The 20239-nt window shown below is 71.3% G+C and carries 22 protein-coding genes; 11 read left to right on the top strand and 11 right to left on the bottom strand.

Features of this window, described 5'->3' with window-relative positions; genetic code table 11:
* Positions 1-45: 45 nt before the first annotated feature.
* The 7 genes from B5557_RS10705 to zapE form a co-directional block, all read right to left on the bottom strand.
* Entirely contained in the window at positions 46-741 is a 696-nt protein-coding gene (locus B5557_RS10705; RefSeq protein WP_079658900.1) for a peptidyl-tRNA hydrolase, read from the bottom strand.
* Between the two features lie 51 nt (positions 742-792).
* Positions 793-1707: a polysaccharide deacetylase family protein gene (locus tag B5557_RS10700; protein WP_079658899.1), complete on the bottom strand. Its 915-nt coding sequence runs from the start codon at positions 1705-1707 to the stop codon at positions 793-795.
* 128 nt (positions 1708-1835) lie between these two features.
* Positions 1836-2675: a slipin family protein gene (locus B5557_RS10695; protein WP_079658898.1), complete on the bottom strand. Its 840-nt coding sequence runs from the start codon at positions 2673-2675 to the stop codon at positions 1836-1838.
* Between the two features lie 138 nt (positions 2676-2813).
* The gene (locus B5557_RS10690; protein ID WP_079664705.1) at positions 2814-4322 is read right to left on the bottom strand and encodes a SulP family inorganic anion transporter; all 1509 of its coding nucleotides are present in this window, start codon (positions 4320-4322) and stop codon (positions 2814-2816) included.
* An 8-nt stretch (positions 4323-4330) separates the two neighbouring features.
* A complete protein-coding gene (locus tag B5557_RS10685) occupies positions 4331-4912 on the bottom strand; it encodes a carbonic anhydrase (RefSeq protein WP_079658897.1) in 582 nt (193 codons plus the stop codon).
* A gap of 90 nt (positions 4913-5002) precedes the next feature.
* Positions 5003-5419, bottom strand: a complete 417-nt coding sequence (locus B5557_RS10680) for a hypothetical protein (protein WP_079658896.1) — start codon at positions 5417-5419, stop codon at positions 5003-5005.
* 183 nt (positions 5420-5602) lie between these two features.
* The gene (zapE, locus tag B5557_RS10675; protein WP_079658895.1) at positions 5603-6709 is read right to left on the bottom strand and encodes a cell division protein ZapE; all 1107 of its coding nucleotides are present in this window, start codon (positions 6707-6709) and stop codon (positions 5603-5605) included.
* A 37-nt stretch (positions 6710-6746) separates the two neighbouring features.
* Between zapE and B5557_RS10670 the strand changes: the two genes are divergently transcribed.
* The 4 genes from B5557_RS10670 to msrB all read left to right on the top strand — a co-directional run bounded on the left by B5557_RS10670 (position 6747) and on the right by msrB (position 10152).
* The gene (locus tag B5557_RS10670) at positions 6747-7592 is read left to right on the top strand and encodes a pyrimidine reductase family protein (protein ID WP_231976326.1); all 846 of its coding nucleotides are present in this window, start codon (positions 6747-6749) and stop codon (positions 7590-7592) included.
* Positions 7593-7784: 192 nt separating this feature from the next.
* Positions 7785-8258, top strand: a complete 474-nt coding sequence (locus B5557_RS10665) for an indole-3-glycerol phosphate synthase (RefSeq protein ID WP_173877663.1) — start codon at positions 7785-7787, stop codon at positions 8256-8258.
* Positions 8259-8346: 88 nt separating this feature from the next.
* On the top strand, positions 8347-9726 hold the full coding sequence (murC, locus tag B5557_RS10660) for a UDP-N-acetylmuramate--L-alanine ligase (protein ID WP_079658893.1): 1380 nt from the start codon (positions 8347-8349) through the stop codon (positions 9724-9726).
* Positions 9727-9744: 18 nt separating this feature from the next.
* Positions 9745-10152: a peptide-methionine (R)-S-oxide reductase MsrB gene (gene msrB / locus B5557_RS10655; protein WP_079658892.1), complete on the top strand. Its 408-nt coding sequence runs from the start codon at positions 9745-9747 to the stop codon at positions 10150-10152.
* Between the two features lie 21 nt (positions 10153-10173).
* On the opposite strand, the gene B5557_RS10650 is transcribed toward msrB, so the two are convergent.
* The 3 genes from B5557_RS10650 to B5557_RS10640 all read right to left on the bottom strand — a co-directional run bounded on the left by B5557_RS10650 (position 10174) and on the right by B5557_RS10640 (position 13737).
* The gene (locus tag B5557_RS10650) at positions 10174-11181 is read right to left on the bottom strand and encodes a lysylphosphatidylglycerol synthase transmembrane domain-containing protein (protein WP_079658891.1); all 1008 of its coding nucleotides are present in this window, start codon (positions 11179-11181) and stop codon (positions 10174-10176) included.
* 367 nt (positions 11182-11548) lie between these two features.
* Positions 11549-13048, bottom strand: coding sequence for a sensor histidine kinase (locus B5557_RS10645; RefSeq protein ID WP_079658890.1), 1500 nt, complete (start codon positions 13046-13048; stop codon positions 11549-11551).
* Complete coding sequence (locus B5557_RS10640; protein ID WP_079664703.1) at positions 13045-13737, bottom strand: response regulator transcription factor; 693 nt, start codon at positions 13735-13737, stop codon at positions 13045-13047. The genes B5557_RS10645 and B5557_RS10640 overlap by 4 nt, the downstream gene beginning before the upstream one ends.
* A 152-nt stretch (positions 13738-13889) precedes the next feature.
* On the opposite strand from B5557_RS10640, the gene B5557_RS10635 reads away from it, so the two are divergent.
* From B5557_RS10635 to B5557_RS10610, 7 genes are all read left to right on the top strand, one after another.
* Entirely contained in the window at positions 13890-15227 is a 1338-nt protein-coding gene (locus B5557_RS10635; RefSeq protein WP_079658889.1) for a ferredoxin reductase family protein, read from the top strand.
* A gap of 10 nt (positions 15228-15237) precedes the next feature.
* A complete protein-coding gene (locus B5557_RS10630) occupies positions 15238-15933 on the top strand; it encodes an FMN-binding protein (protein ID WP_079658888.1) in 696 nt (231 codons plus the stop codon).
* A 22-nt stretch (positions 15934-15955) separates the two neighbouring features.
* A complete protein-coding gene (locus B5557_RS10625; protein ID WP_079664702.1) occupies positions 15956-16669 on the top strand; it encodes an FAD:protein FMN transferase in 714 nt (237 codons plus the stop codon).
* Positions 16670-16886: 217 nt separating this feature from the next.
* Complete coding sequence (locus B5557_RS43615) at positions 16887-17051, top strand: hypothetical protein (protein WP_159424366.1); 165 nt, start codon at positions 16887-16889, stop codon at positions 17049-17051.
* A gap of 202 nt (positions 17052-17253) precedes the next feature.
* A complete protein-coding gene (locus B5557_RS10620) occupies positions 17254-18408 on the top strand; it encodes an ABC transporter ATP-binding protein (protein WP_079658887.1) in 1155 nt (384 codons plus the stop codon).
* On the top strand, positions 18405-19121 hold the full coding sequence (locus B5557_RS10615; protein ID WP_079658886.1) for an ABC transporter permease: 717 nt from the start codon (positions 18405-18407) through the stop codon (positions 19119-19121). Before B5557_RS10620 ends, B5557_RS10615 begins: the two co-directional genes overlap by 4 nt.
* Entirely contained in the window at positions 19118-19786 is a 669-nt protein-coding gene (locus B5557_RS10610) for an ABC transporter permease (RefSeq protein WP_079658885.1), read from the top strand. Before B5557_RS10615 ends, B5557_RS10610 begins: the two co-directional genes overlap by 4 nt.
* Here B5557_RS10610 and B5557_RS10605 read toward each other — a convergent pair.
* Positions 19783-20223 carry a RidA family protein gene (locus tag B5557_RS10605; protein ID WP_079658884.1) on the bottom strand — a complete coding sequence of 147 codons (441 nt, stop codon included), beginning with the start codon at positions 20221-20223 and terminating at the stop codon, positions 19783-19785. The two genes, B5557_RS10610 and B5557_RS10605, sit on opposite strands and share 4 nt — an antisense overlap.
* Positions 20224-20239 lie beyond the last annotated feature (16 nt).

Genomic DNA, 20239 nt, shown 5'->3' with positions numbered 1-20239 from the left:
CCCACCTTCAGAGGAATTCTTGAGCTTTCTCGGCCGGGAAGCGGTTCAGCGAAGCGCGGGGTGCTCCGCGACGACCGTGGAGCTGCCCGGGGCGATCTCCGTGAACCCGGCGTCCCGGACCAACGGCAGTCCGCTCCCCGTCAGCTCCCGCCACCGTTGCGGTTCGGCGGTCCGTACGGCCAGTGCGAAACCGGTCTCCCGCCAGGCGCCGCGCTCCTCCTCGGAGAGTTCCCACCAGGCGAGCTGGGCCCCGTGCCCGGCCTGCGCCATCGCCTTGCCCGCGGACATGTCGAGCTCCGGGTTCAGCCAGATCACCGGGGCCGTCACGGCGGCGTCGACCGGCGGCTCCGGGTCGTCGAGGTCGGTCCCGGAGACCTGGAGCTTCGCCAGCTCCTTCGGCCAGCCGTCCAGGGGCACCGGCGGAAACACCCGCACCTCGGCCGTCTTGCCGGTGACGGTGATCCCGGGCAGCGCCTCGGCCCGCCGCCACTCGGCCCCCCGGGCCCGCCGCACGACCTTCCGGATCCGGGCGTCCTGCCAGTCCCGCACGGCCTGCGCCCACTCCCCCTCCCCGACCGCCCGATCATCACTCAGCATGACGAGCACGGCCCGGGCAGCGGTCTCGAGGGCGTCGGTGCGGGAAGGCGGCGCGCCCTTCTCTATCCGCACGACAAGGGGCAGGACGAACTGGGGGGCCTGATCACGGGGGTTGGACTCGGCCTGAAAAGGACTCTCACTCACAGGCGCAGGCTACTGGACCCATACGCACCCGCCTCTCCAGCGTACGAGGCCCTACGACCGCTCCCGCGCCGACCCGATCAGCTCCGAGACCTTCACGAACCGGTATCCCCGTCGGCGCAGCTCCGGCACGATCGTGCGCACCGCCCGCTCGGTCGTAGGCGCGGCGCTGCGGGTGCAGTGCATGACGACGACGGAGCCCGGCTTCACGCCCTCCAGCACCTGCCTGGCCACCGCGTCCGCGTCCGTCGCGAACGCGTCCCCGCTGACCACGTCCCACTGCACCGCGGTCACGCCCGTGCCGCTCACCGCGCGCAGCGCCCGCTGGTCGTAGCAGCCGCCGGGGAAACGGAAGTAGGGCATCGCGTTCGGCACCCCGGCCTTGCGGAACGCCGCGTACGCCCGTTCCACGTCCGCCCGCATCCGGTCCGCGGGGACGGTGGGCAGGCCGTAGCAGTCAGCGGTGAACGCGTAGTGACTGTAGGAGTGGTTGGCGAGCTCGAACTGCGGATCGCGGCCGATCGAGCGGGCCTGGTCCGGGTACTCCTCGGCCCAGCGGCCGGTCATGAAGACGGTGGCCGGCACCTTCAGCGTGCGCAGCGCCGCGATCAGCCCGGGGTTGTCGAAGTGCTCGCCGGACGCCGCTCTGGCCCCCTGGTCGGCGGTCATGTCGGCGTCGAAGGTGAGGGCGACGGTCTTGCCGGCGGTGCGGGGGGCGTTGCGGAAGACGGGGGTGAGACCGGCCGGTCCGGGGGCCAGTGTGGGGGGCCGGGAGGGGGCGTCGGTCTTGCCGGGGGCAGCAGGGGTGCGGGGGGCGGGGGAGGCCGTGGTGGCGGTGGGGGAGGTGTGGGCGGGGGCGGCCGGGTGGGCGGCAGGCGGTTCCTGGGCGGCGGTGCCGCAGGCGGCGAGGCTGCCGAGGGCGGTGCCGAGGACGCAGAGGGCGGCGAAGCGACGTACCGGAGTGATCATCGTATGAATGTAGGAGGAGTGTGCCGCGGGCTGTGCGGATATATGACCGCGTCTGCGATCGCGTCACCCGCCCGGCTCTCGCGTGCTCAGCCGAAGACACCCGTTACCCGTCTCTACTCGACCCGTCTCTACTCGTCGACGGCTTTCGGGGGAGGCGGTGGTGGGGCAGGAGGCAGGGGCTGTTGCCGCTGGGGAGGTTGTGGGAGCGGTTGCTGGGCCTTTTCCAGGAAGCGCAGCAGTTCCACCGGGAACGGCAGGACGAGCGTGGAGTTCTTCTCGGCGGCCACCGCCACGACCGTCTGGAGCAACCGCAGCTGGAGCGCGGCGGGCTGGTCGGACATCTCCTTCGCCGCCTCGGCGAGTTTCTTCGACGCCTGGAGTTCGGCGTCCGCGTTGATGATCCGCGCCCGTCGCTCACGGTCGGCCTCCGCCTGGCGGGCCATCGAGCGCTTCATGGTGTCCGGCAGGGACACGTCCTTGATCTCGACGCGGTCGATCTGTACGCCCCACCCGATGGCCGGGCTGTCGATCATCAGTTCCAGGCCCTCGTTGAGCTTCTCCCGGTTCGACAGCAGGTCGTCCAGCTCGCTCTTGCCGATGATCGACCGCAGGGAGGTCTGCGCCATCTGAGAGACGGCGAAGCGGTAGTCCTCGACGTTGATGATCGCGGCCGCCGCGTCCACCACCCGGAAGTAGACGACCGCGTCGACCCGCACGGTCACGTTGTCGCGGGTGATGCCCTCCTGGGCGGGAATGGGCATCGTCACGATCTGCATGTTGACCTTGCGCAGCCGGTCCACGGCCGGGACGACCAGCGTGAACCCCGGCGGTCGGATGTCGCCGCGCAGTCGGCCGAGCCGCAGGACCACTCCGCGCTCGTACTGCTTGACGACCCGGGCGGCCGCCCCCAGGTACACAAGGCCCCCGGCGGCGACCACCGCGGCCGCGCCCAGCAACTCCTCGAGCATGACGACCTCCTCAGCAAGAGGTCAGTAACAGCAGTTCTGCCTGCTTCTGCAACGATATGCCCGGTGTCCGGCCCGGGGCCACGCGATGGGCTCCGGGCCGGACGGCGAGCGCCAGGGCGCTGCGAGCCGCTTCGTGCGCTAGCCGGTCGTAACCGGTTCCGTGACCTTTACCGGTTCCGTGACCTTCACCGGCTCTGTGCCGACCGCGCTGTGACGCTCGGCCCAGGTCTCCAGAGCCGTACGGCAGGCGTGGTCGAGGTGGTGCAGGCCGGAGAGGTCCAGCTCCACGGGGCGGTCCTGCGGGAGGGACTCCAGGCTGTCGAGGATCTTCGGCAGGCGCAGGAACGTCGCGTTGCCCGACAGATACGCCTGGACGGGTCCAGCGCCCTTGTCGACGACCTCCATCCGCAGGTGCGAGGCCTCCCATGCGGTCTTGGCGACGGCCAGCGCGAGACCGATGAGGACGCCCTCGAACATGCTGACCGCGACGATCGACACGGCCGTGACGACCAGGATCAGCGCCTCGCCGCGGTGCTCGCGCCACAGCCCGACGAGCGCCCGCACGGGCACGAGCTTGGCGCCCGCGTGCACGAGGATGCCGGCCAGCGCCGGGATGGGGATGTACGCCAGCACGTCCGGCAGCAGGGCCGCGAACAGCAGCAGCCACAGGCCATGCAGCACGCGGGACGCCTTCGTCCGCGCGCCCGCCTGCACGTTGGCCGCGCTGCGCACGATCACCGCGGTCATGGGCAGCGCGCCGAGCACTCCGCACAGGGCGTTGCCCGCGCCCTGCGCCATCAACTCCTTGTCGTACTCGGTGCGCGGGCCGTCGTGCAGCCGGTCCACCGCCGCCGCGCTGAACAGCGACTCGGCGGACGCGATCAGGGTGAATGCGACGATCGTGCCGAGCAGAGCGACCGCTGCCAGATCACCGAAGGCGGACAGGGGCGGCGGCTGGATGGAACCGAGCAGGCCCTGTACCTCGACGGTGGCCACGGGCAGGTTCAGCAGCAGCGCGGCGAGCGTCGCCAGGCCCACCGCGGCGAGCGGACCGGGCACCGTCCGGACCTTTGCCGGCATTCGCTTCCACAACACCAGTACCGCGATGGTGCCGGCGCCGAGCGCGAGCGAGGCCGACGCGTCGGCGTTGCCGACCGCGTCCACGAGCGCCTCGGGCAGCCCGGCGATCTTCCCCAGGCCGGACTCCGGTGCCTTGGCGCCGACCACCGAGTACAGCTGACCGGCTATCAGCACCAGGCCGATTCCGGCCAGCATGCCCTCGACGACCGAGACCGAGATGGCCCGGAAGTAGCGCCCCAGCTTCAGGGCGCCCATGGCGATCTGTAGAACGCCGGTCGCGAGGACGATCACTCCGAGGGCGGGCAGGCCGAACTCCTGCACCGCCTCGAAGACCAGCACGGTCAGTCCGGCCGCAGGACCGGACACCTGCAGGCTGCTGCCCCGCATCAGCCCGGTGACGAGGCCGCCGACGATGCCGGTGACGAGCCCGAGCTCGGCCGGAACGCCGGAGGCCACGGCCACGCCCACGCACAGCGGGAGCGCCACCAGGAACACGACGAGTGAAGCGGCGAAGTCCTGCTTGAGGTGGGGGAACCTGGATATTCGCTGGGGGGTTTCGTTGGTCATCGCGGCGCTCACAGGGCCTCGAAGCCGTCGGTGTCCACGCGGTGTTCGCGTACGGCACCGGTGTGCACCTCGTAGTACCAGCCGCGCACCCGCAGCCGGCCGTCGGCCAGCCGCTTCTCCACGCACGGGTAGGAGCGCAGCCGCAGCAGCTGGGCGAGCACGTGGTGCTGTACCGCCCGCATGACCGTCGGGTCGTCGGGGTCGGTGGAACCCGGCTCGTCCGCGGCGTGCGCGAGCCAGTCGCGGACGGCGGGGACGCCGTCGAGGTCGTCGCCACGCACCAGCGCGCCGACGGCGCCGCAGTGCGAGTGGCCGCAGACCACGACGTCCTGGACGCCGAGGACCTCCACGGCGTACTCGATGGTGGCCGCCTCGCCGGTGGGGCGGTCGGAGACGTACGGGGGCACGATGTTGCCCGCGGTGCGCAGCTCGAAGAGCTCGCCGGGGCGGGCGCCCGTGATCAGGGCGGGAACGACCCGCGAATCGGAGCAGGTGATGAAGAGCACCTGCGGGGACTGGCCTTCGGCGAGCTTGGCGAACTCCTCAGGGCGCTGTCCGAACGTACGGGCGTTGTCGATGAGGGGCTGCATGACGTGGTGACTCCTCCTGGCGCGCTGTGGGGCGCGTCGGATGTGCAGGACACAGGACAGGTGGGGGAACTGCTGCTGCGCTCTGCTCTCTCAGCAGCGGAAGACCTGAAGTGCCGCCGGAGAGTGGGCCGTCGAGGATCTCGACGAGCGGTGATAGGGGTCGCCGGGCCGGGCCGGCTGATGCTCGGCCGCGGGATCCTGCGCCAGCAGCGCGCGCTCGGGCTCCTGGGGGGCCGAGGCGGCGGAGGCGGAGGTGGCGGCGCGGTGACGTTCGCGGGTGCGCAGGGGGTCGGCGGGGCCACCGGTGGGGAGGTGGCAGTCGCGTAGCGTGGTGATCTCGTCGCGCTTCGCCTTGGCGGAGAGCTTGATTCCGGGCTGGGTCTTGGCCTCGGCCTGACGCACCGTGTGCGCGTGTGCGAAGGATGACGTGGGAGCGAAGAAGGGGAAGGCGAGCAGGACGGCGGCGAGGACCGCGATCACGGCTCGGGCCGTCGTACCTCGGAACATGCGCCTCCCTCCCAGCGATTCGCTCTTCCAGTCCAGGCCAATGATTGGTCAACGACTGGTCAAGAAACACGTTAACCCTGCGAAGTTGTTTGCAGGGTTAACTGAGCGTTTCGAGATGAGGTGCGCCTCAAAAGTGAGGGGTGGTTGGCGCGAACCGGCTCTTGACCTGATGGTCAAGATCGACTAATGGGCCTCTATGAGTCGCCCCGCGTCGCGGGCCAGGGCGGTGAGCCGGGAGATCGCGCGGAAGTACTTCTTGCGGTACCCCCCGTTCAGCATCTCCTCACTGAACAGCCGGTCGAAGGGCAGTCCGGAGGCCAGGACCGGGACCTCGCGGTCGTAGAGCCGGTCGGCCAGTACGACGAGCCTGAGGGCCGTGGACTGGTCGGGCACCGGCTGCACGTCCGTGAGGCAGACCGCCTTCAGGCCATCCGTGAGCGCGCCGTAACGGCTCGGGTGGACCTTGGCGAGGTGCTCCAGCAGATGCGGGAAGTCGTCGAGTGAGGAGCCCTCGGTGGCGTACGCCGCCTTCGCCACCTGTTCGTCGGAGTACGGCGCCGGCGCCTTGGGCAGCCCGCGGTGGCGGTAGTCCTCGCCGTCGATGCGCAGTGCCCGGAAGTGCGCCGACAGGCCCTGGATCTCGCGCAGGAAGTCGGCGGCCGCGAACCGGCCCTCGCCGAGCTTGCCGGGCAGGGTGTTGGAGGTGGCGGCGAGCGCGACGCCCGCGTCGACCAGCTTCCCGAGCAGGGTGGAGACGAGAACGGTGTCGCCGGGGTCGTCCAGCTCGAACTCGTCGATGCACAGCAGCCGGTGCCCGGAGAGTGTGCGCACCGTCTGCTGGAAGCCGAGGGCGCCGACGAGGTTGGTGAGCTCGACGAAGGTGCCGAACGCCTTGAGGGTCGGCGCGGCGGGGGTGGCGTGCCACAGGGATGCCAGGAGGTGCGTCTTGCCGACGCCGTAGCCGCCGTCGAGGTAGACGCCGCGTGGGCCGGCGGGCGCCTTGGCCGCCTTCGCCCTGCCGAAGCCGAACAACCCCCGTTTGGCGGTACCCGTGGCATGCGCCCCGCCGAGTCCGGCCGCGAAGCCCTCCAGGACGCCGACCGCCTCGGTCTGGCTGGGCTGGTTCGGATCCGGGATGTACGTGCTGAAACGCACCGAGTCGAAGCGCGGCGGCGGCACCATCTCGGCGACCAGCCGGTCCGCGGGAACGTGCGGCTGACGGGTGCAGAGGGAGGCCGGGGCCGCGTCGGCTATCGGGCCGATGCCGGGGGCGAGGGAAGAGGACGACACGGTTCCCCATGCTACGGGGCGTGCCAGACTGCCTGGCATGCGACGGCTGTTCCCTGTGACCGACCAGACAGCGACGACCGACTCCGGCGGGAGGCCGCCCGGGGCTCCCGGCGAGCCCGGGACCGCCGGGGCGGGCGGCCACGCGGCGGAGGACCGCGAGTGGAGCCTCGACGAGCTCGCCGACGCCTACGCCTACCCCGAGCCCGGCCCCGGGGAGCCGCGGCCCTGGCTGCGCGCCAACATGGTGTCCACGCTCGACGGCGCCGCCCAGCACGACGGGCGCTCGCAGCCCATCTCCACCGCCACCGACATGCGGATCTTCGGCACGCTGCGGGGGCTCGCGGACGTGGTGGTCGTCGGCGCGGAAACGGTACGCCTGGAGGGCTACCGGCCCGCACGCGCGCGTGCCGAGTTCGCGGGGCGGCGTGAGGCGGCCGGGCAGGGGCCCGCCCCGGCCGTCGCGGTGGTCACCGCCAGCCTCGACCTGGACTTCTCGCTCCCGCTCTTCACCTCGCCACTGGTGCCCACCCTGATTCTGACGGGCGCCGCCGCTGCCCCCGACCGGGTCGCGGCCGCGCAGCGGGCCGGCGCGCAGGTGGTGATCGCCGGTGACGGCATGGGCGTGGACCCGGCCCGGGCCGTGGAGGGCCTCGCCGGACTCGGGCACACCCGGCTGCTGACGGAGGGCGGGCCCCGGTTGCTGGGGCAGTTCGTCGCCTCCGGGGTTCTCGACGAACTCTGCCTGACCGTCTCCCCGATGCTCACCGTCGGCGACGCTCAGCGGATCGCGGGCGGGCCGTCGGTCGCGGTTCCGCAGCGGTTCGTACTGGCATCCCTCCTGGAGGAGGAGGGTTTCCTGTTCAGCAGGTATCGAAAGCCGTGATGACGGAAACACGTTCGATCATCACCGATGGTCCTGAAATCGGCGGAATCGGCCGTTCCGTTTAGCTTCCGAAGGGCACACTGAATCTCGCAGTCCCCGTGCGAGCACGGGGAAGGATGGTTTCCGCAGGGTCGCGAACGGCCCACGGAGGAGAGAGGGCCACGGGGGTCCTCGAAGGAGAATGGGGCGCTGGTGTTCACAAGCGTTTTGATGATCGAGAAGGCCCTGACGTCCGCCGACGTGGAGTTCGTCAGCACCTTGCACGGGGACGAGCCGGTCTCCTTCCACGTACTGCTCCAGCCGCGGGGCGACCAGGCGGACCGGTTGCTGCGGGCCATCGACGACGTGGCCCTCGGCGAGCTGGACGAGGCGGCGCGGGAGCGCGAGACGCCGGAGGGGGAAGCGGCGAAGGGGTTCGGCGAGCGGGCGCTCGCGGTGTCCCTGCAGGCGTTGCACGCGGCCGGCAACGAGGCGGTGGGCAGCCTGGTCGAGGACCATCCGCTGGACGCGCTGAAGTCCCTGGTCGGGGAGGTGGGGGCGGACGAGGTGATCGTCCTGACCGATCCCCACTACGTGGAGGAGTTCTTCCACCGGGACTGGGCGTCCCGGGCTCGGCACCGGGTCGGGGTGCCGGTGCTGAAACTCTTCTCACACAGCAAGGCGTAGGCAGCAAACCCCTGAGTCGGCCGGGACGGCCCGTGCGGAATAGGGTGGGGGCGCACTCTTCGCCGTAACGCACCCTGGGAGACAACTCATGGCACCCGGCCTTCCTACCGCCATGGACCGACCGCACTTCATCGGCATCGGCGGGGCCGGGATGTCGGGGATCGCGAAGATCCTGGCTCAGCGCGGGGCGAAGGTGGCCGGCAGCGACGCCAAGGAATCCGGGACCGCCGCGGCGCTGCGGGCGCTCGGCGTGACTGTGCACATCGGGCATGCCGCCGAACACCTCGCCGACGACGCGAGCTGTGTCGTCGTGTCGTCGGCGATCCGTGCGGACAACCCGGAGCTGGCCCGCGCGGCCGAGCTGGGCATCCCGGTGGTCCACCGCTCGGACGCCCTCGCCCGGCTGATGGACGGGCTGCGTCCGATCGCCGTCGCCGGCACGCACGGCAAGACGACCACCACGTCCATGCTGGCGGTGTCGCTGTCCGAGCTGGGGCTGAACCCGTCGTACGCGATCGGCGGCGACCTGGACGCGCCCGGCTCCAACGCGCTGCACGGTGAGGGCGAGATCTTCGTCGCCGAGGCGGACGAATCGGACCGCAGCTTCCACAAGTACGCCCCCGAGGTCGCCATCGTCCTCAACGTCGAGCTCGACCACCACGCGAACTACGCCTCGATGGAGGAGATCTACGAGTCCTTCGAGACCTTCGCCGGGAAGATCGTCCCCGGCGGCACCCTGGTGATCACCGCCGACCACGAGGGCGCCCGGGAACTGACGCGGCGCGTCGAGGGCGTACGCGTGGTGACGTACGGGGAGTCCGAGGACGCCGACGTGCGGGTCCTGTCCGTCGTCCCGCAGGGGCTGAAGAGCGAGGTGAGCGTCCTGCTGGACGGCGAGGAGCTCACCTTCACGGTGTCGGTGCCCGGCCGGCACTACGCGCACAACGCCGTCGCTGCGCTGGCCGCGGGCGTCGCCCTGGGCGTCCCCGCCGCCGAACTCGCCCCCGCCCTGGCCGCGTACACCGGCGTCAAGCGGCGGCTGCAGCTCAAGGGCGAGGCGGCGGGCGTCCAGGTCATCGACTCCTACGCCCACCACCCGACCGAGATGACGGCCGACCTGGAGGCGATGCGCGCGGCGGTCGGCGACGCCCGCATCCTCGTCGTCTTCCAGCCGCACCTGTTCTCCAGGACGCAGGAGCTCGGCAAGGAGATGGGCCACGCCCTGGCGCTGGCCGACGCCTGCGTCGTCCTCGACATCTACCCCGCCCGCGAGGACCCGATCCCGGGCGTGACCAGCGCGCTGATCATCGACGCGGCCCGGGCGGCGGGCGCGGACGTCACCGCCGTGCACGACAAGGACGAGACGCCCGCCGTGATCGCGGGAATGGCGAAGGCCGGTGATCTCGTTCTCACCATGGGCGCGGGCGACGTGACGGACCTGGGCCCGCGCATTCTGGACCGTCTGTGAAGTTGAGGGGCTGAGCTCATGTCGTACGACGTCGAAAAGCCGGACGAGCAGTGGCGGGCGGAGCTGACCCCGGCGGAGTACGCCGTGCTGCGCCAGGCCGGGACGGAGCCCGCGTTCACCGGTGAGTACACCGACACGAAGACGACGGGTGTCTACTCCTGTCGGGCCTGCGGCGCCGAACTGTTCACTTCCGAGACCAAGTTCGAGTCGCACTGCGGCTGGCCGTCCTTCTTCGACCCGAAGGACACCGACGCGGTGGAGCTGATCGAGGACCGCACGCACGGCATGGTGCGCACCGAGGTGCGGTGCGCCCGGTGCGGATCGCACCTCGGGCATGTGTTCGCCGGGGAGGGGTATCCGACCCCGACCGACCAGCGGTACTGCATCAACAGCATCTCGCTGCGGCTGGCGGCGGACGAGAGCTGACCAGGGGCCGACCGGCGCGGCTCACAGGTGCTTGCGCTGCACCAGCGCCGACAGCACCAGCATGCCCGGCAGCAGGGGCAGCCAGACCGTGAGCATCCGGTAGCCGAGGACCGTCGCCGTGGCCAGGCTCAGCGGGGTGCCGTAGCCGGCCAGGGTGAGGACGAGGGCCGCGTCGACCGGGCCGATCCCGCCCGGCGCGGGGACGGCTCCCGCCGCGGTGCTCGCGGCGAGGTACACGAAGAGTAACTGCGGCCAGGAGAGAGGGACGCCCAGCGCCGTCCCCACGGAGGCCACCACACTCGCCTGGAGCAGCGGCGCCGCGAGGGCTCCGCCCCACAGGGGCAGGAAACGGGAGGGGCGGGTGTGCAGCCGGCGGACGTCGGTCAGGCCCGTACGCACGAAGTCCAGGGCCGGACGGCGCAGCGGCCGTACGAGAGCGAGCAGCAGCGCTGCCGCCGTGGGGGCCAGCAACAGGCCCACGGCGGCCAGGAGCAACGTCCTGCCCTCGGGCAGGAGTCGGGCAGCGGGTACGGTGTCGGGCGCGGCGAGCAGGAACACCAGCACCACAGGCGTCTTCGCCACGGCCCTGACCAGGGAGTACAGGCCGATCGAGGCGCTGGCGCGGGGAAGTGGGACGCCCTGGCGCTGCAGAAAGCGGAGGGTGACCGCGTGCGCGCCTATGCTCGCGGGCAGCACATGGTTCGCGGCGCCCGCGGCGATCTGGGACGCCACCAGCAGGCCGGGCGGCAACCGGTCCAGGACCGCGCCCTGGCGGACACAGGCCGCGGCGACCGCGCCCAGGTAGGTGAAGAGGAGCCCGGCCAGCAGCCACCAGGGGTCGGCGGTGGCCAGGCGGGTGGTGCCGTCGCGCACGGCGTGCCAGTCGACCGCCGCCCACACCGCGAGGAGCAGCAGCGGGAGCAGGCTGAGGGCGCGGCGGGTGGCGGTGGAGGTCAGGGGGCGGGGGCGGTCGTCCGCGACGGGGAGCGGGGGCGGGGTCGAGGGATCGTCGAGGGGCAGCAGGGACACGGCGCACGTCGTCCTTTCGCGTCGTGACCGCGCGCGGCGGCTTGACGGATCGGGGTTGGGCCTGTCTGGGGAGGGGACGGGGGTGTCGTTCCCCTTCGGTGTGACGGTGCGGTGTCCGGAAGCCGACGGAGTGCGGGCCGAAGGGCGACCGCGGTGCGGTGAGGCGGGGGAGGCGCGGTGAGGCTGTGGGATTTCTGCCCGAACCCCCACGAGTTCATCCCGGCTCTCCCCCGAGGTTCACCCGGCCCGCAGCACCGCCCGCCCTTCCCACCCGACCCCCGGCCCTCGCCGCGGGCGCGGCGGTCGCTGGTTGCCGGAACCGCTTACGACGGCGGTTGCCGGAACCGCTTACGACCGCGGTTGCCGTTCAGCCGCCGGGGCGTTGCGTGCGCAGGGCTGCCGGGCCGGCGCTCGTCGGCCGATCCGCGTCCGGTGCCCTCGGCAGGGTCATCGTGAACACCGTCGCCCCCGGCGCGTCACCCAGCTCCAGCGAGCCGCCGTGGGCCCGCACCAGGGAGCGGGCGACCGACAGGCCGAGGCCGCTGCCGCCGCGGTCGCGGCTGCGGGCTTTGTCGACGCGGTAGAAACGGTCGAAAACGCGTCCACGGTCACCGGCCGGAATGCCCGGGCCCTTGTCGGTCACATGAACCTGTGCCGTCTCCGGAGCGAGGGTCACCTCGACGCGGACCGGGGTTCCGGCCGGGGTGTGCACGGCCGCGTTGGTGAGGAGGTTGTCCAGGACCTGGCGGATGCGGTGCGGGTCCATCCGCAGTGGCACGGCCGCCGGTCCCGGGGACACCGTCAGCGGATGCCCGGGGTGGCTCGCGCGGAACGCGTCGGTCGCCTGCTCGACCAGCTCGACCAGGTCCGCGTTCTCCATCCGCAGGGGCGTCTCCACCTCGGCCGCGTCCAGGCGGGCCAGCAGCAGGAGGTCGTCGAGGAGGAAGCCCATCCGGGCGGCCTCGGCGCGCAGCCGGGCCAGGTGCTTGTCCCGTTCCTCGGGCGCGTTGGCGGCCGCGTACTGGAAAAGGTCTGCGTAACCGCGTACCGACATCAGCGGTGTGCGCAGCTCGTGCGAGGCGTCGGCGACGAAACGGCGCAGCCGCTGTTCGGCCTCCGCGCGCACGGCGAGTGCGTCGTCGATGTGCTCCAGCATCGTGTTGAAGGCCGTGCGCAGCTCCTCCACCTCGGGGCCGCCGCCCGGCGCGTCCGCCCGCAGGGGGAGCCGCGACGCCGACTCGCTGAGGTCGTGCGAGGCGATGCCGTGCGCGGTGTGCGCCATGTCGCTCAGCGGTTTCAGGCCGCGCCGCAGCAGCGCCCGGCCGAACACCACGAGGGCCAGCAGCGCCAGGCCGAAGGTGACGACCTGGATCGTGATCAACTGCCGGACGGTGTCCTCGAGCTCGTCCATCGGCGCGCCGCTGACCAGCAGCACGCCGGGCTCCACCTCGCAGGCGCGCAGCCGGTACTCGCCCTTGCCCGTGAGGTGCGCGGTGCGCACCAGCTCGGTGTCGGCGACGGTCTGCGCCTTGGCCAGGGCGGTGAGGTCGGCGACGTCCTCGGGCACGTCACCGGGGTCCTCGGGCTTGCGCAGCACCGGCTCGCCGTCCCGCACGTCGTATACGGCGTAGTACCAGCCCCAGTACTTCTTCCCGGTCAGCGAGCCGGAGTCCACGATGCTCTTGGACTGCGCGACCTGGGCGATCGCGAGCTGATCGTTGAGCTGGGCCGACAGATAGTCCCGCATATAGGTCGTCATGGCCGTGCCGACCACCGCGAACACCACCAGCGACAGTGCGCCGAGCCCCAGCGCCAGCCGGGTGCCGAGCCGCAGTCTGCGGTACGACTGCCAGAGTCGGCCGATCACTCGGCCGCCTGCCGGATCACGTATCCGAAACCGCGTACCGTCTGGATCAGCGGGTCGTCGCCCGTCGCGTCGAGCTTGCGGCGCAGTCGGCTGACGACCAGCTCGACGACGTTGGAGCGGCCGCCGAAACCGTATTCCCAGACATGATCGAGGATCTGCGCCTTGGTGAGCACGGTCGGGGACTTGCGCATCAGGTAGCGCAGCACCTCGTACTCGGTCGGGGTGAGCGTCAGCAACTTTCCGCCGCGGCGGACCTCCCGGGTGTCCTCGTCCATCGTGAGATCCGACACCCGCAGCACGGAACGCTGGAAACCGGGGCCGGTGCTGCGCCGCAGCACGGTCCGCAGCCGGGCCATCAGCTCCTCCACGGCAAACGGTTTCACCAGGTAGTCGTCGCCGCCCCGGGTTAGCCCCGCGACCCGGTCGGCGACCCCGTCGCGGGCCGTGAGAAACACGACCGGCACCATCGTCCCGGTGTTCCGCAGTCGGTCGAGCACGCCGAAACCGTCGATGTCGGGCAGCATCAGGTCGAGCACCACGATGTCGGGATGGAAGTCGGCGGCGCGGCGCAGCGCCTCCTCACCCGAGTTCGCGGTGACCGCGTCCCAGCCCTCGTAGCGGGCGACCGTCGCCACGAGATCGGCGATCGGCGGGTCGTCGTCCACGACGAGGAGTCGTACTTTTTCCACCTCCACATAGTGCGCCACCCACCCCCCGGCGCCAGACCCGCGTCTCACTCACACCCCGATCGATAAGATCTTGAAAGTTGTACGACAGCAAAACGACAGCGAAGCACGGACAAGCTCTGTGTTCTGAGGACCCGATCTAGGAGTTTCCGTCCGTGACGACCGTCCAATCGCCTCCCGTTCCCCCCACGGCGATACGCCCCAAAGTAGTGGCCCGCACGGGTCTGTACGCCGTGCTGGCCGCGAACGCGGCCGTCGTGACCCTCTTCGCCGTCCAGGCAGGCTTCGCCTCCAACGCGCTGGTCGTGATCGGCCGCTTCGCCGGCCTGTACGGCGCCCTGCTGATGGCGTTCCAGCTGCTGCTGGTGGCCCGGCTGCCCTGGCTGGACCGCCGCATCGGCATGGACCGGCTGACCAACTGGCACCGCTGGACCGGCTTCGGCCTGCTGTGGACGCTGGTCGGGCATGTGGTGTTCATCACCTTCGGCTACGCCCAGTCCTCCTCGATGAACCCGGTGAGCCAGCTGGTGGACCTCGCGGAAACCGTCGAAGGCGTTTTCCGCGCGGTGGTCGCCCTGGTGCTGATCCTGGTCATCGGCGGCGTCTCCGCCCGCTGGGCCCGTCGTCGCCTCGCCTACGAGACCTGGCACTTCATCCACCTGTACACCTACGTCGCCGTGGTGCTGGCCTTCACCCACCAGGTCGCGGTCGGCACCACGTTCACCGCGTCCTCCGCTGCCACGGCGTACTGGTACACCGTGTGGACCGTCGCCCTCGGCTCGGTGTTCCTGGGCCGGCTGGCCCTGCCGCTGTGGCGCAACTGGCGTCACCAACTGCGCGTCGAGGCGGTCGTCCCCGAGGCCGACAACGTCGTGAGCGTGTACATCACCGGGCGCGATCTGGACCGGCTGCCCGCCCGGGCCGGCCAGTTCTTCCTGTGGCGGTTCGTGACCAAGGACCGCTGGTGGCAGGCGAACCCCTTCTCCCTGTCGGCCGCCCCCGACGGCACCCGGCTGCGGCTGACCGCGAAGGCCGCCGGCGACGGCTCCGCGGGACTGCGCCACATCAAGCCCGGCACCCGGGTCTTCGCCGAGGGCCCCTACGGCGCCTTCACCGCGATGCACCGCACCCGTCCGGAGTCCCTGCTCATCGCCGGCGGCGTCGGCGTCACTCCGATCCGGGCGCTGCTGGAGGAGATCCACGGGCACGCCGTGGTCATCTACCGGGTGGCCGGCGAGCGCGACGCTGTCCTCTACGACGAGCTGCGCGACCTCGCCGTCGCCAAGGGCGCCGAACTGCACCTGGTCACCGGGCCGCCGGTGCCCGACCGGCTGGCGCCGCGCGAACTCGCCGCCCTCGTGCCGGACATCGCCGAGCGGGACGTCTTCCTGTGCGGGCCGCCGCCGATGATGAACGCGGTCCTCGGCACCCTGCGCGAGCTCGACGTGCCCAAGACGCAGATCCATTTCGAGCGCTTCAGCCTGGCGGGATGAGAGAGACGACGTGAAGCGAGCAATACCTGTCCTGGTCCTGTCCGTCGCGGGCCTGATCCCGGTCTGGCGCTACGAGCCGTCGACCGGTACGACGTCCACCACCGGGGCCGCCTCGACGCCCTCCGTGTCCTCCTCCACCTCCTCCTCGGGCTCGACCACCATCACCGGTACGACCGTCACGACGGAGAAGGGCGACGTGCAGGTCCAGGTGACCTACGCGGGCGGCCGGATCACGGCTGTGAAGATGCTGAAGCAGCCGAACCATCCGCAGACGACGGCGGCGGTGCCGAAGCTGATCGCGGAGACGCTGACGGCTCAGAGCGCGGACATCGACACCGTTTCCGGCGCGACGCTCACCAGCAACGGTTACAAGGAGTCCCTCCAGGCGGCCATCGACGCGCAGGCCGCGGCCGCCTCGGCGTCCCCCGCGGCCTCGGCCGCGACCTCGCAGACCGTGGCGGGTTCGACCGTCACGACGGAGAAGGGCGACGTGCAGGTCCAGGTGACCTACGCGGGCGGCCGGATCACGGCTGTGAAGATGCTGAAGCAGCCGAACCATCCGCAGACGACGGCGGCGGTGCCGAAGCTGATCGCGGAGACGCTGACGGCTCAGAGCGCGGACATCGACACCGTTTCCGGCGCGACCATCACGAGCGACGGTTACCGGGAGTCCCTCCAGGCCGCGATCGACGCGAAGGGTGCCTGACGTGCACCGCGTCGAACACGTCATGGGGTTTCCGGTCTCGCTGCGGGTCGACGACACCGTCGTCCCCGACGAGGCCGGGGACGCCGTGTTCGCCTGGCTGCGCGAGGTCGACGCCCGGTTCAGCCCGTTCAAGGCCGACAGCGAGGTGTCCCGGTACGACCGGGGCGAGCTGTTGGCCGACGAGCTGAGCGCCGACCTGGTGGAGGTCCTCGATATCTGCGAACGGTATCGGGTGGCCACCGGCGGCGCCTTCGACGTCCGGCTGCCCGGCCGCGGCCTCGACCCCTGCGCGGTCGTCAAGGGCTGGTCCGTGCAGCGGGCGGCCGCACTGCTGACCGGCGCCGGGCTCGGCCGGTTCTGCCTCAACGCCGGGGGCGACGTGGTCGTGTCGGGCGGGCCGTGGCGGGTCGGCGTACGGCACCCCGAGATCGCCGACAAACTGTGCACCGTCCTCGACCTCACCGACGCGGCGGTCGCGACCTCCGCGCGCTACGAGCGCGGCGACCACATCCTCGACGGCCGCACCGGTCGCCCCGCCGTCGGCCTCGACAGCCTCACCGTGGTGGCCCCGACCCTGACCGAGGCAGACTCCGTCGCCACGGCCGCCTTCGCCATGGGCGCGGAGGGCGTCGAGTGGGCGGCGGAGCGCGACGGCTGCGAGGTGTACGCCGTACTGCCCGGCGGTCGCGTGCTGCGCACGGCAGGATTCCCGACGGCGGGCGCGGCGGCGGCGTGAGCGTCGAGGCGGGGGCGCTGGGAGCGGCCGTGTGGCTCCTCGGGTGGAGCGCGGCGGTCCTCGCGTGGACATCGGGACGAGGAAACCGATCCCAACCGGACCAACGGCGGTGCCGCTGACCGGTCTCGGCGGGTCCCGGGCGAATGGATGGGCGGGCCGTCGGTGCTACCGGAGGCCCGCCCGTCTGCGTGTACGCCCCCCGGAGGCCGACTGGTCGGTGGCCACCGCCACCAGCCGGGTCGCGCCGTCCTGGTTCTTCGTACCCGGCCCCGTCGTCCCGGCCCGTCTCCTGGCCGTCGCCCGAACCGCTCGGCGCCTCACCGGAGTAGGGGTGGAAGGTGCCCTCGGCGCTCGCGCCGTTGCCCTGCGCGCCCACCGCTGAACTCGCCCCGAACACGGCCGAAACCGGTGTAGCCGATGACCTTCCGGCCGCCTCGACGGCATCGAGGCGAGCGCCCGGTACGTCCAACGGGTCGGCGGCGGACAGCTGATCTGGTAGTCGGTCTAGACTCTCCCCGCAACGGCCCGAACTCGCGTGGTCGAGAGCGGGCAGAAAATGCCAGACCCGAAGGGTATTCGGCGCTTTGATACGGATAGATTCAGTCACCAAGCGATACCCGGACGGCACGGTGGCGGTCGACCGGCTCTCTCTCGACATACCGGACCGTTCGATCACCGTGCTCGTCGGCCCCTCGGGCTGCGGCAAGACGACCACTTTGCGGATGATCAACCGGATGGTCGAACCCAGCGAGGGCACGATCCTCATCGACGGCGTCGACAGCCGTCAGCAACCCGTCAACACCCTGCGCCGGTCCATGGGTTACGTCATCCAGAACGCCGGTCTCTTCCAGCACCGCACGATCGTCGACAACATCGCCACGGTGCCCCGGATGCTCGGCTGGAGCAAGGACAAGGCCCGCGCCAGGGCCCGCGAGCTGATGGAACGGGTGGGGCTCGACTCCTCGTTCGCCAAGCGCTACCCCTACCAGCTCTCCGGCGGCCAGCAGCAGCGCGTCGGCGTGGCACGGGCGCTCGCCGCCGACCCGCCGGTGCTGCTCATGGACGAGCCGTTCTCCGCCGTCGACCCCGTCGTCCGCAAGGGGCTGCAGGACGAACTCCTGCGCATCCAGGCCGAATTGGGCAAGACCATCGTCTTCGTCACGCATGACATCGACGAGGCCGTCAAGCTCGGCACGATGGTCGCCGTGCTGCGCACCGGAGGTCGGCTCGCCCAGTTCGCGCCGCCCGCCGAGCTGCTGTCCGACCCCGCGGACGCGTTCGTCGAGGACTTCCTCGGCGCCGACCGCGGCATCCGGCGCCTGTCATTCTTCTCCTCCGAGGGCCTGGAGCTGCTCACCGCGCCGATCGTCGCGGTCGACGCCACCGCCGAGCAGATCGCCGCCCGCAGCACGGCCGACACCCCCTACCTCCTCGTCACCGGAGTGGACGGGCGTCCGCTTGGCTGGAGCGAGCCCGCCGGACTGACGGCCGGAAAGATCGACGTCGGCCGACTGCTGCCGTACGGGCGGCCGTTCGTCGCCGGACGGGACTCGCTGCGCGCCGCGCTCGACTGTGCCGTCCTGTCGCCCACCGGCTGGGCCCTCGCCGTGGACGCCGAGGGCCGGGCCGCCGGAGTCGTCTCGCAGGCGACCATCGGCGAGGCCATCCGCGGCGCCCACGCGGCAGGGCGCGAGGAGCGGCGGACCACCACGGAAACAGTCCAGAAAGTTATCCGGTGAACCGCTTCTTCGACATTCCCAGCGACCTCCAGCACGACTGGTTCGGCCTCATCGGGCTGCATCTGCGCGAGGCGCTGCTGCCGGTGCTCGGCGGGCTGCTCCTCGCGCTCCCGCTGGCCCAGCTGTGCGTGCGGCTGCGCTGGCTGTACCCGCCCGTCCTCTGGGTGACGACCGTGCTCTACGCCATCCCGTCCCTGGCCTTCTTCGTCGTCCTCATCGACTACACGGGGCAGACCGAACTGACGGTGATGATCCCGCTCACCGTCTACACCCTGGTCGTACTCGTCCCGGCGATCGTCGACGGCGTCCGCTCGGTGCCGCAGGAGACCCTCGCCGCCGCCACCGCCATGGGCTTCGGGCCCGTACGCCGTTACATCCAGGTCCAGTTGCCGATCGCGGTGCCCGCCATCATCGCCGGTCTGCGGGTGGCGACCGTGTCGAGCATCAGCCTCGTCAGCGTCGGCATGCTGATCGGCAACCAGGGCGCGCTCGGCAACCTGCTGCACGACGCGCAGATCTACAACCGGCCGGAACTCGCCTGGAACTCCGTGATCACCAGCGCCGCCCTTGCGGTCCTCGCGGACGCCCTGCTGGTCGTGGTGCGCGTCCTGCTCACCCCCTGGATGCCGAGTGGTGTGCGCGCCGGAAAGTCCAAGACCACCGGCGTCCGGCCCGATCCGGCCGTGCCCGCCCTTAAGGACGCAGCCCGGTGAACGTACTCAATTTCGTGAACGCCTTCTTCGGCGACAGCGCGCACTGGCACGGCTACGACGGAATCCCCACCCGCCTGTGGGAACACATCCAGTACTCCGTCGAAGCCCTCGCCCTTGCCGCGGTGATCGGGCTGCCGATCGGCCTGGTGACTGGTCACTACGGACGCGGCGGAAACGTCCTTTCCCTCGTCGCCACGGCCGGCCGCGCGCTGCCCACCTTCGGCCTGCTGGTGGTGACGACCATCGTCCTCGGGTTCGGCATGCTGCCCGTGATGATCCCGCTGGTCGTCCTCGCCGTGCCGCCGATCCTGGTCACCACCTACGAAGCGGTGCGCTCCGTCGATCCGTCCCCCGTGGACGCCGCGCGAGGCATGGGCATGCGCGAGTCCGACGTCCTGCTGCGCGTCGAACTGCCCGTGGCGCTCCCGCTGATCCTCGGCGGCCTGCGCTCGGCGGCCATCCAGATCGTCTCCACGGCCACCATCGCCGCGTACGTCAGCCTCGGCGGCCTCGGCCGCTACATCGTCGACGGCCTCTACCAGCACGACTACGAGAAGGTCGTGGGCGGCGCCACCCTGGTCGCCGGCCTGGCCCTCGTGACCCTCGCGGTGTTCTGGGCGGCGACCAAGACGGCGGTCTCCCCGGGGGTGCGCAGAAGCAACTAGGACAGGTCCTGGCTCGAAGAGGGTGCTCGTACGGCGATCGCGTCGACTTCGAACAGCATGCCCGGCAGGGCCAGCGAGGCGACTCCGCTGAGGGTCTGCGCCGGCAGGCGCTCGCCGAACCGGGCGTGCAGCGCCTTGCCCAGTGCCTCCAGCTTGCCGGGGTCGTGGTCGACGACGAACGTACCCAGCCGTACGACGTGCTGGAGCCCGAGACCCACCCCGGCCAGGGCCGACTCCAGCCGGTCGAAGGCCAGTTCCACCTGGGCGGCGAAGTCGCCGCGCACGGGGGCGCCGGACGCGTCCGACGCGTACTGCCCCGCGAGGAAGACGAGTTCACCGGGCGCCGACACGGCATGGCTGTAGCCGAAGGGCGTGGGGTCGTGCAGCGCGGGCGGGTTGGTGATCGTACGGTCGTCGTGACTGTCGTCATGGCTCATGACCCGGACAACTCCG

Source organism: Streptomyces sp. 3214.6 (assembly GCF_900129855.1).
Taxonomy (GTDB): Bacteria; Actinomycetota; Actinomycetes; order Streptomycetales; family Streptomycetaceae; genus Streptomyces; species Streptomyces soliscabiei.
This window is presented reverse-complemented; position numbering and strand designations above follow the sequence as displayed.

Coding starts and splice junctions, on each gene's coding strand:
- B5557_RS10670 (WP_231976326.1), top strand. CDS start 6,747: ATGCGACGGCTGTTCCCTGTGACCGACCAGACAGCGACGACCGACTCC.
- B5557_RS10695 (WP_079658898.1), bottom strand. CDS start 2,675: ATGCTCGAGGAGTTGCTGGGCGCGGCCGCGGTGGTCGCCGCCGGGGGC.
- murC (WP_079658893.1), top strand. CDS start 8,347: ATGGCACCCGGCCTTCCTACCGCCATGGACCGACCGCACTTCATCGGC.
- msrB (WP_079658892.1), top strand. CDS start 9,745: ATGTCGTACGACGTCGAAAAGCCGGACGAGCAGTGGCGGGCGGAGCTG.
- B5557_RS10690 (WP_079664705.1), bottom strand. CDS start 4,322: ATGACCAACGAAACCCCCCAGCGAATATCCAGGTTCCCCCACCTCAAG.
- B5557_RS10680 (WP_079658896.1), bottom strand. CDS start 5,419: ATGTTCCGAGGTACGACGGCCCGAGCCGTGATCGCGGTCCTCGCCGCC.
- B5557_RS10625 (WP_079664702.1), top strand. CDS start 15,956: ATGGGGTTTCCGGTCTCGCTGCGGGTCGACGACACCGTCGTCCCCGAC.
- B5557_RS10700 (WP_079658899.1), bottom strand. CDS start 1,707: ATGATCACTCCGGTACGTCGCTTCGCCGCCCTCTGCGTCCTCGGCACC.
- B5557_RS10605 (WP_079658884.1), bottom strand. CDS start 20,223: ATGAGCCATGACGACAGTCACGACGACCGTACGATCACCAACCCGCCC.
- B5557_RS10685 (WP_079658897.1), bottom strand. CDS start 4,912: ATGCAGCCCCTCATCGACAACGCCCGTACGTTCGGACAGCGCCCTGAG.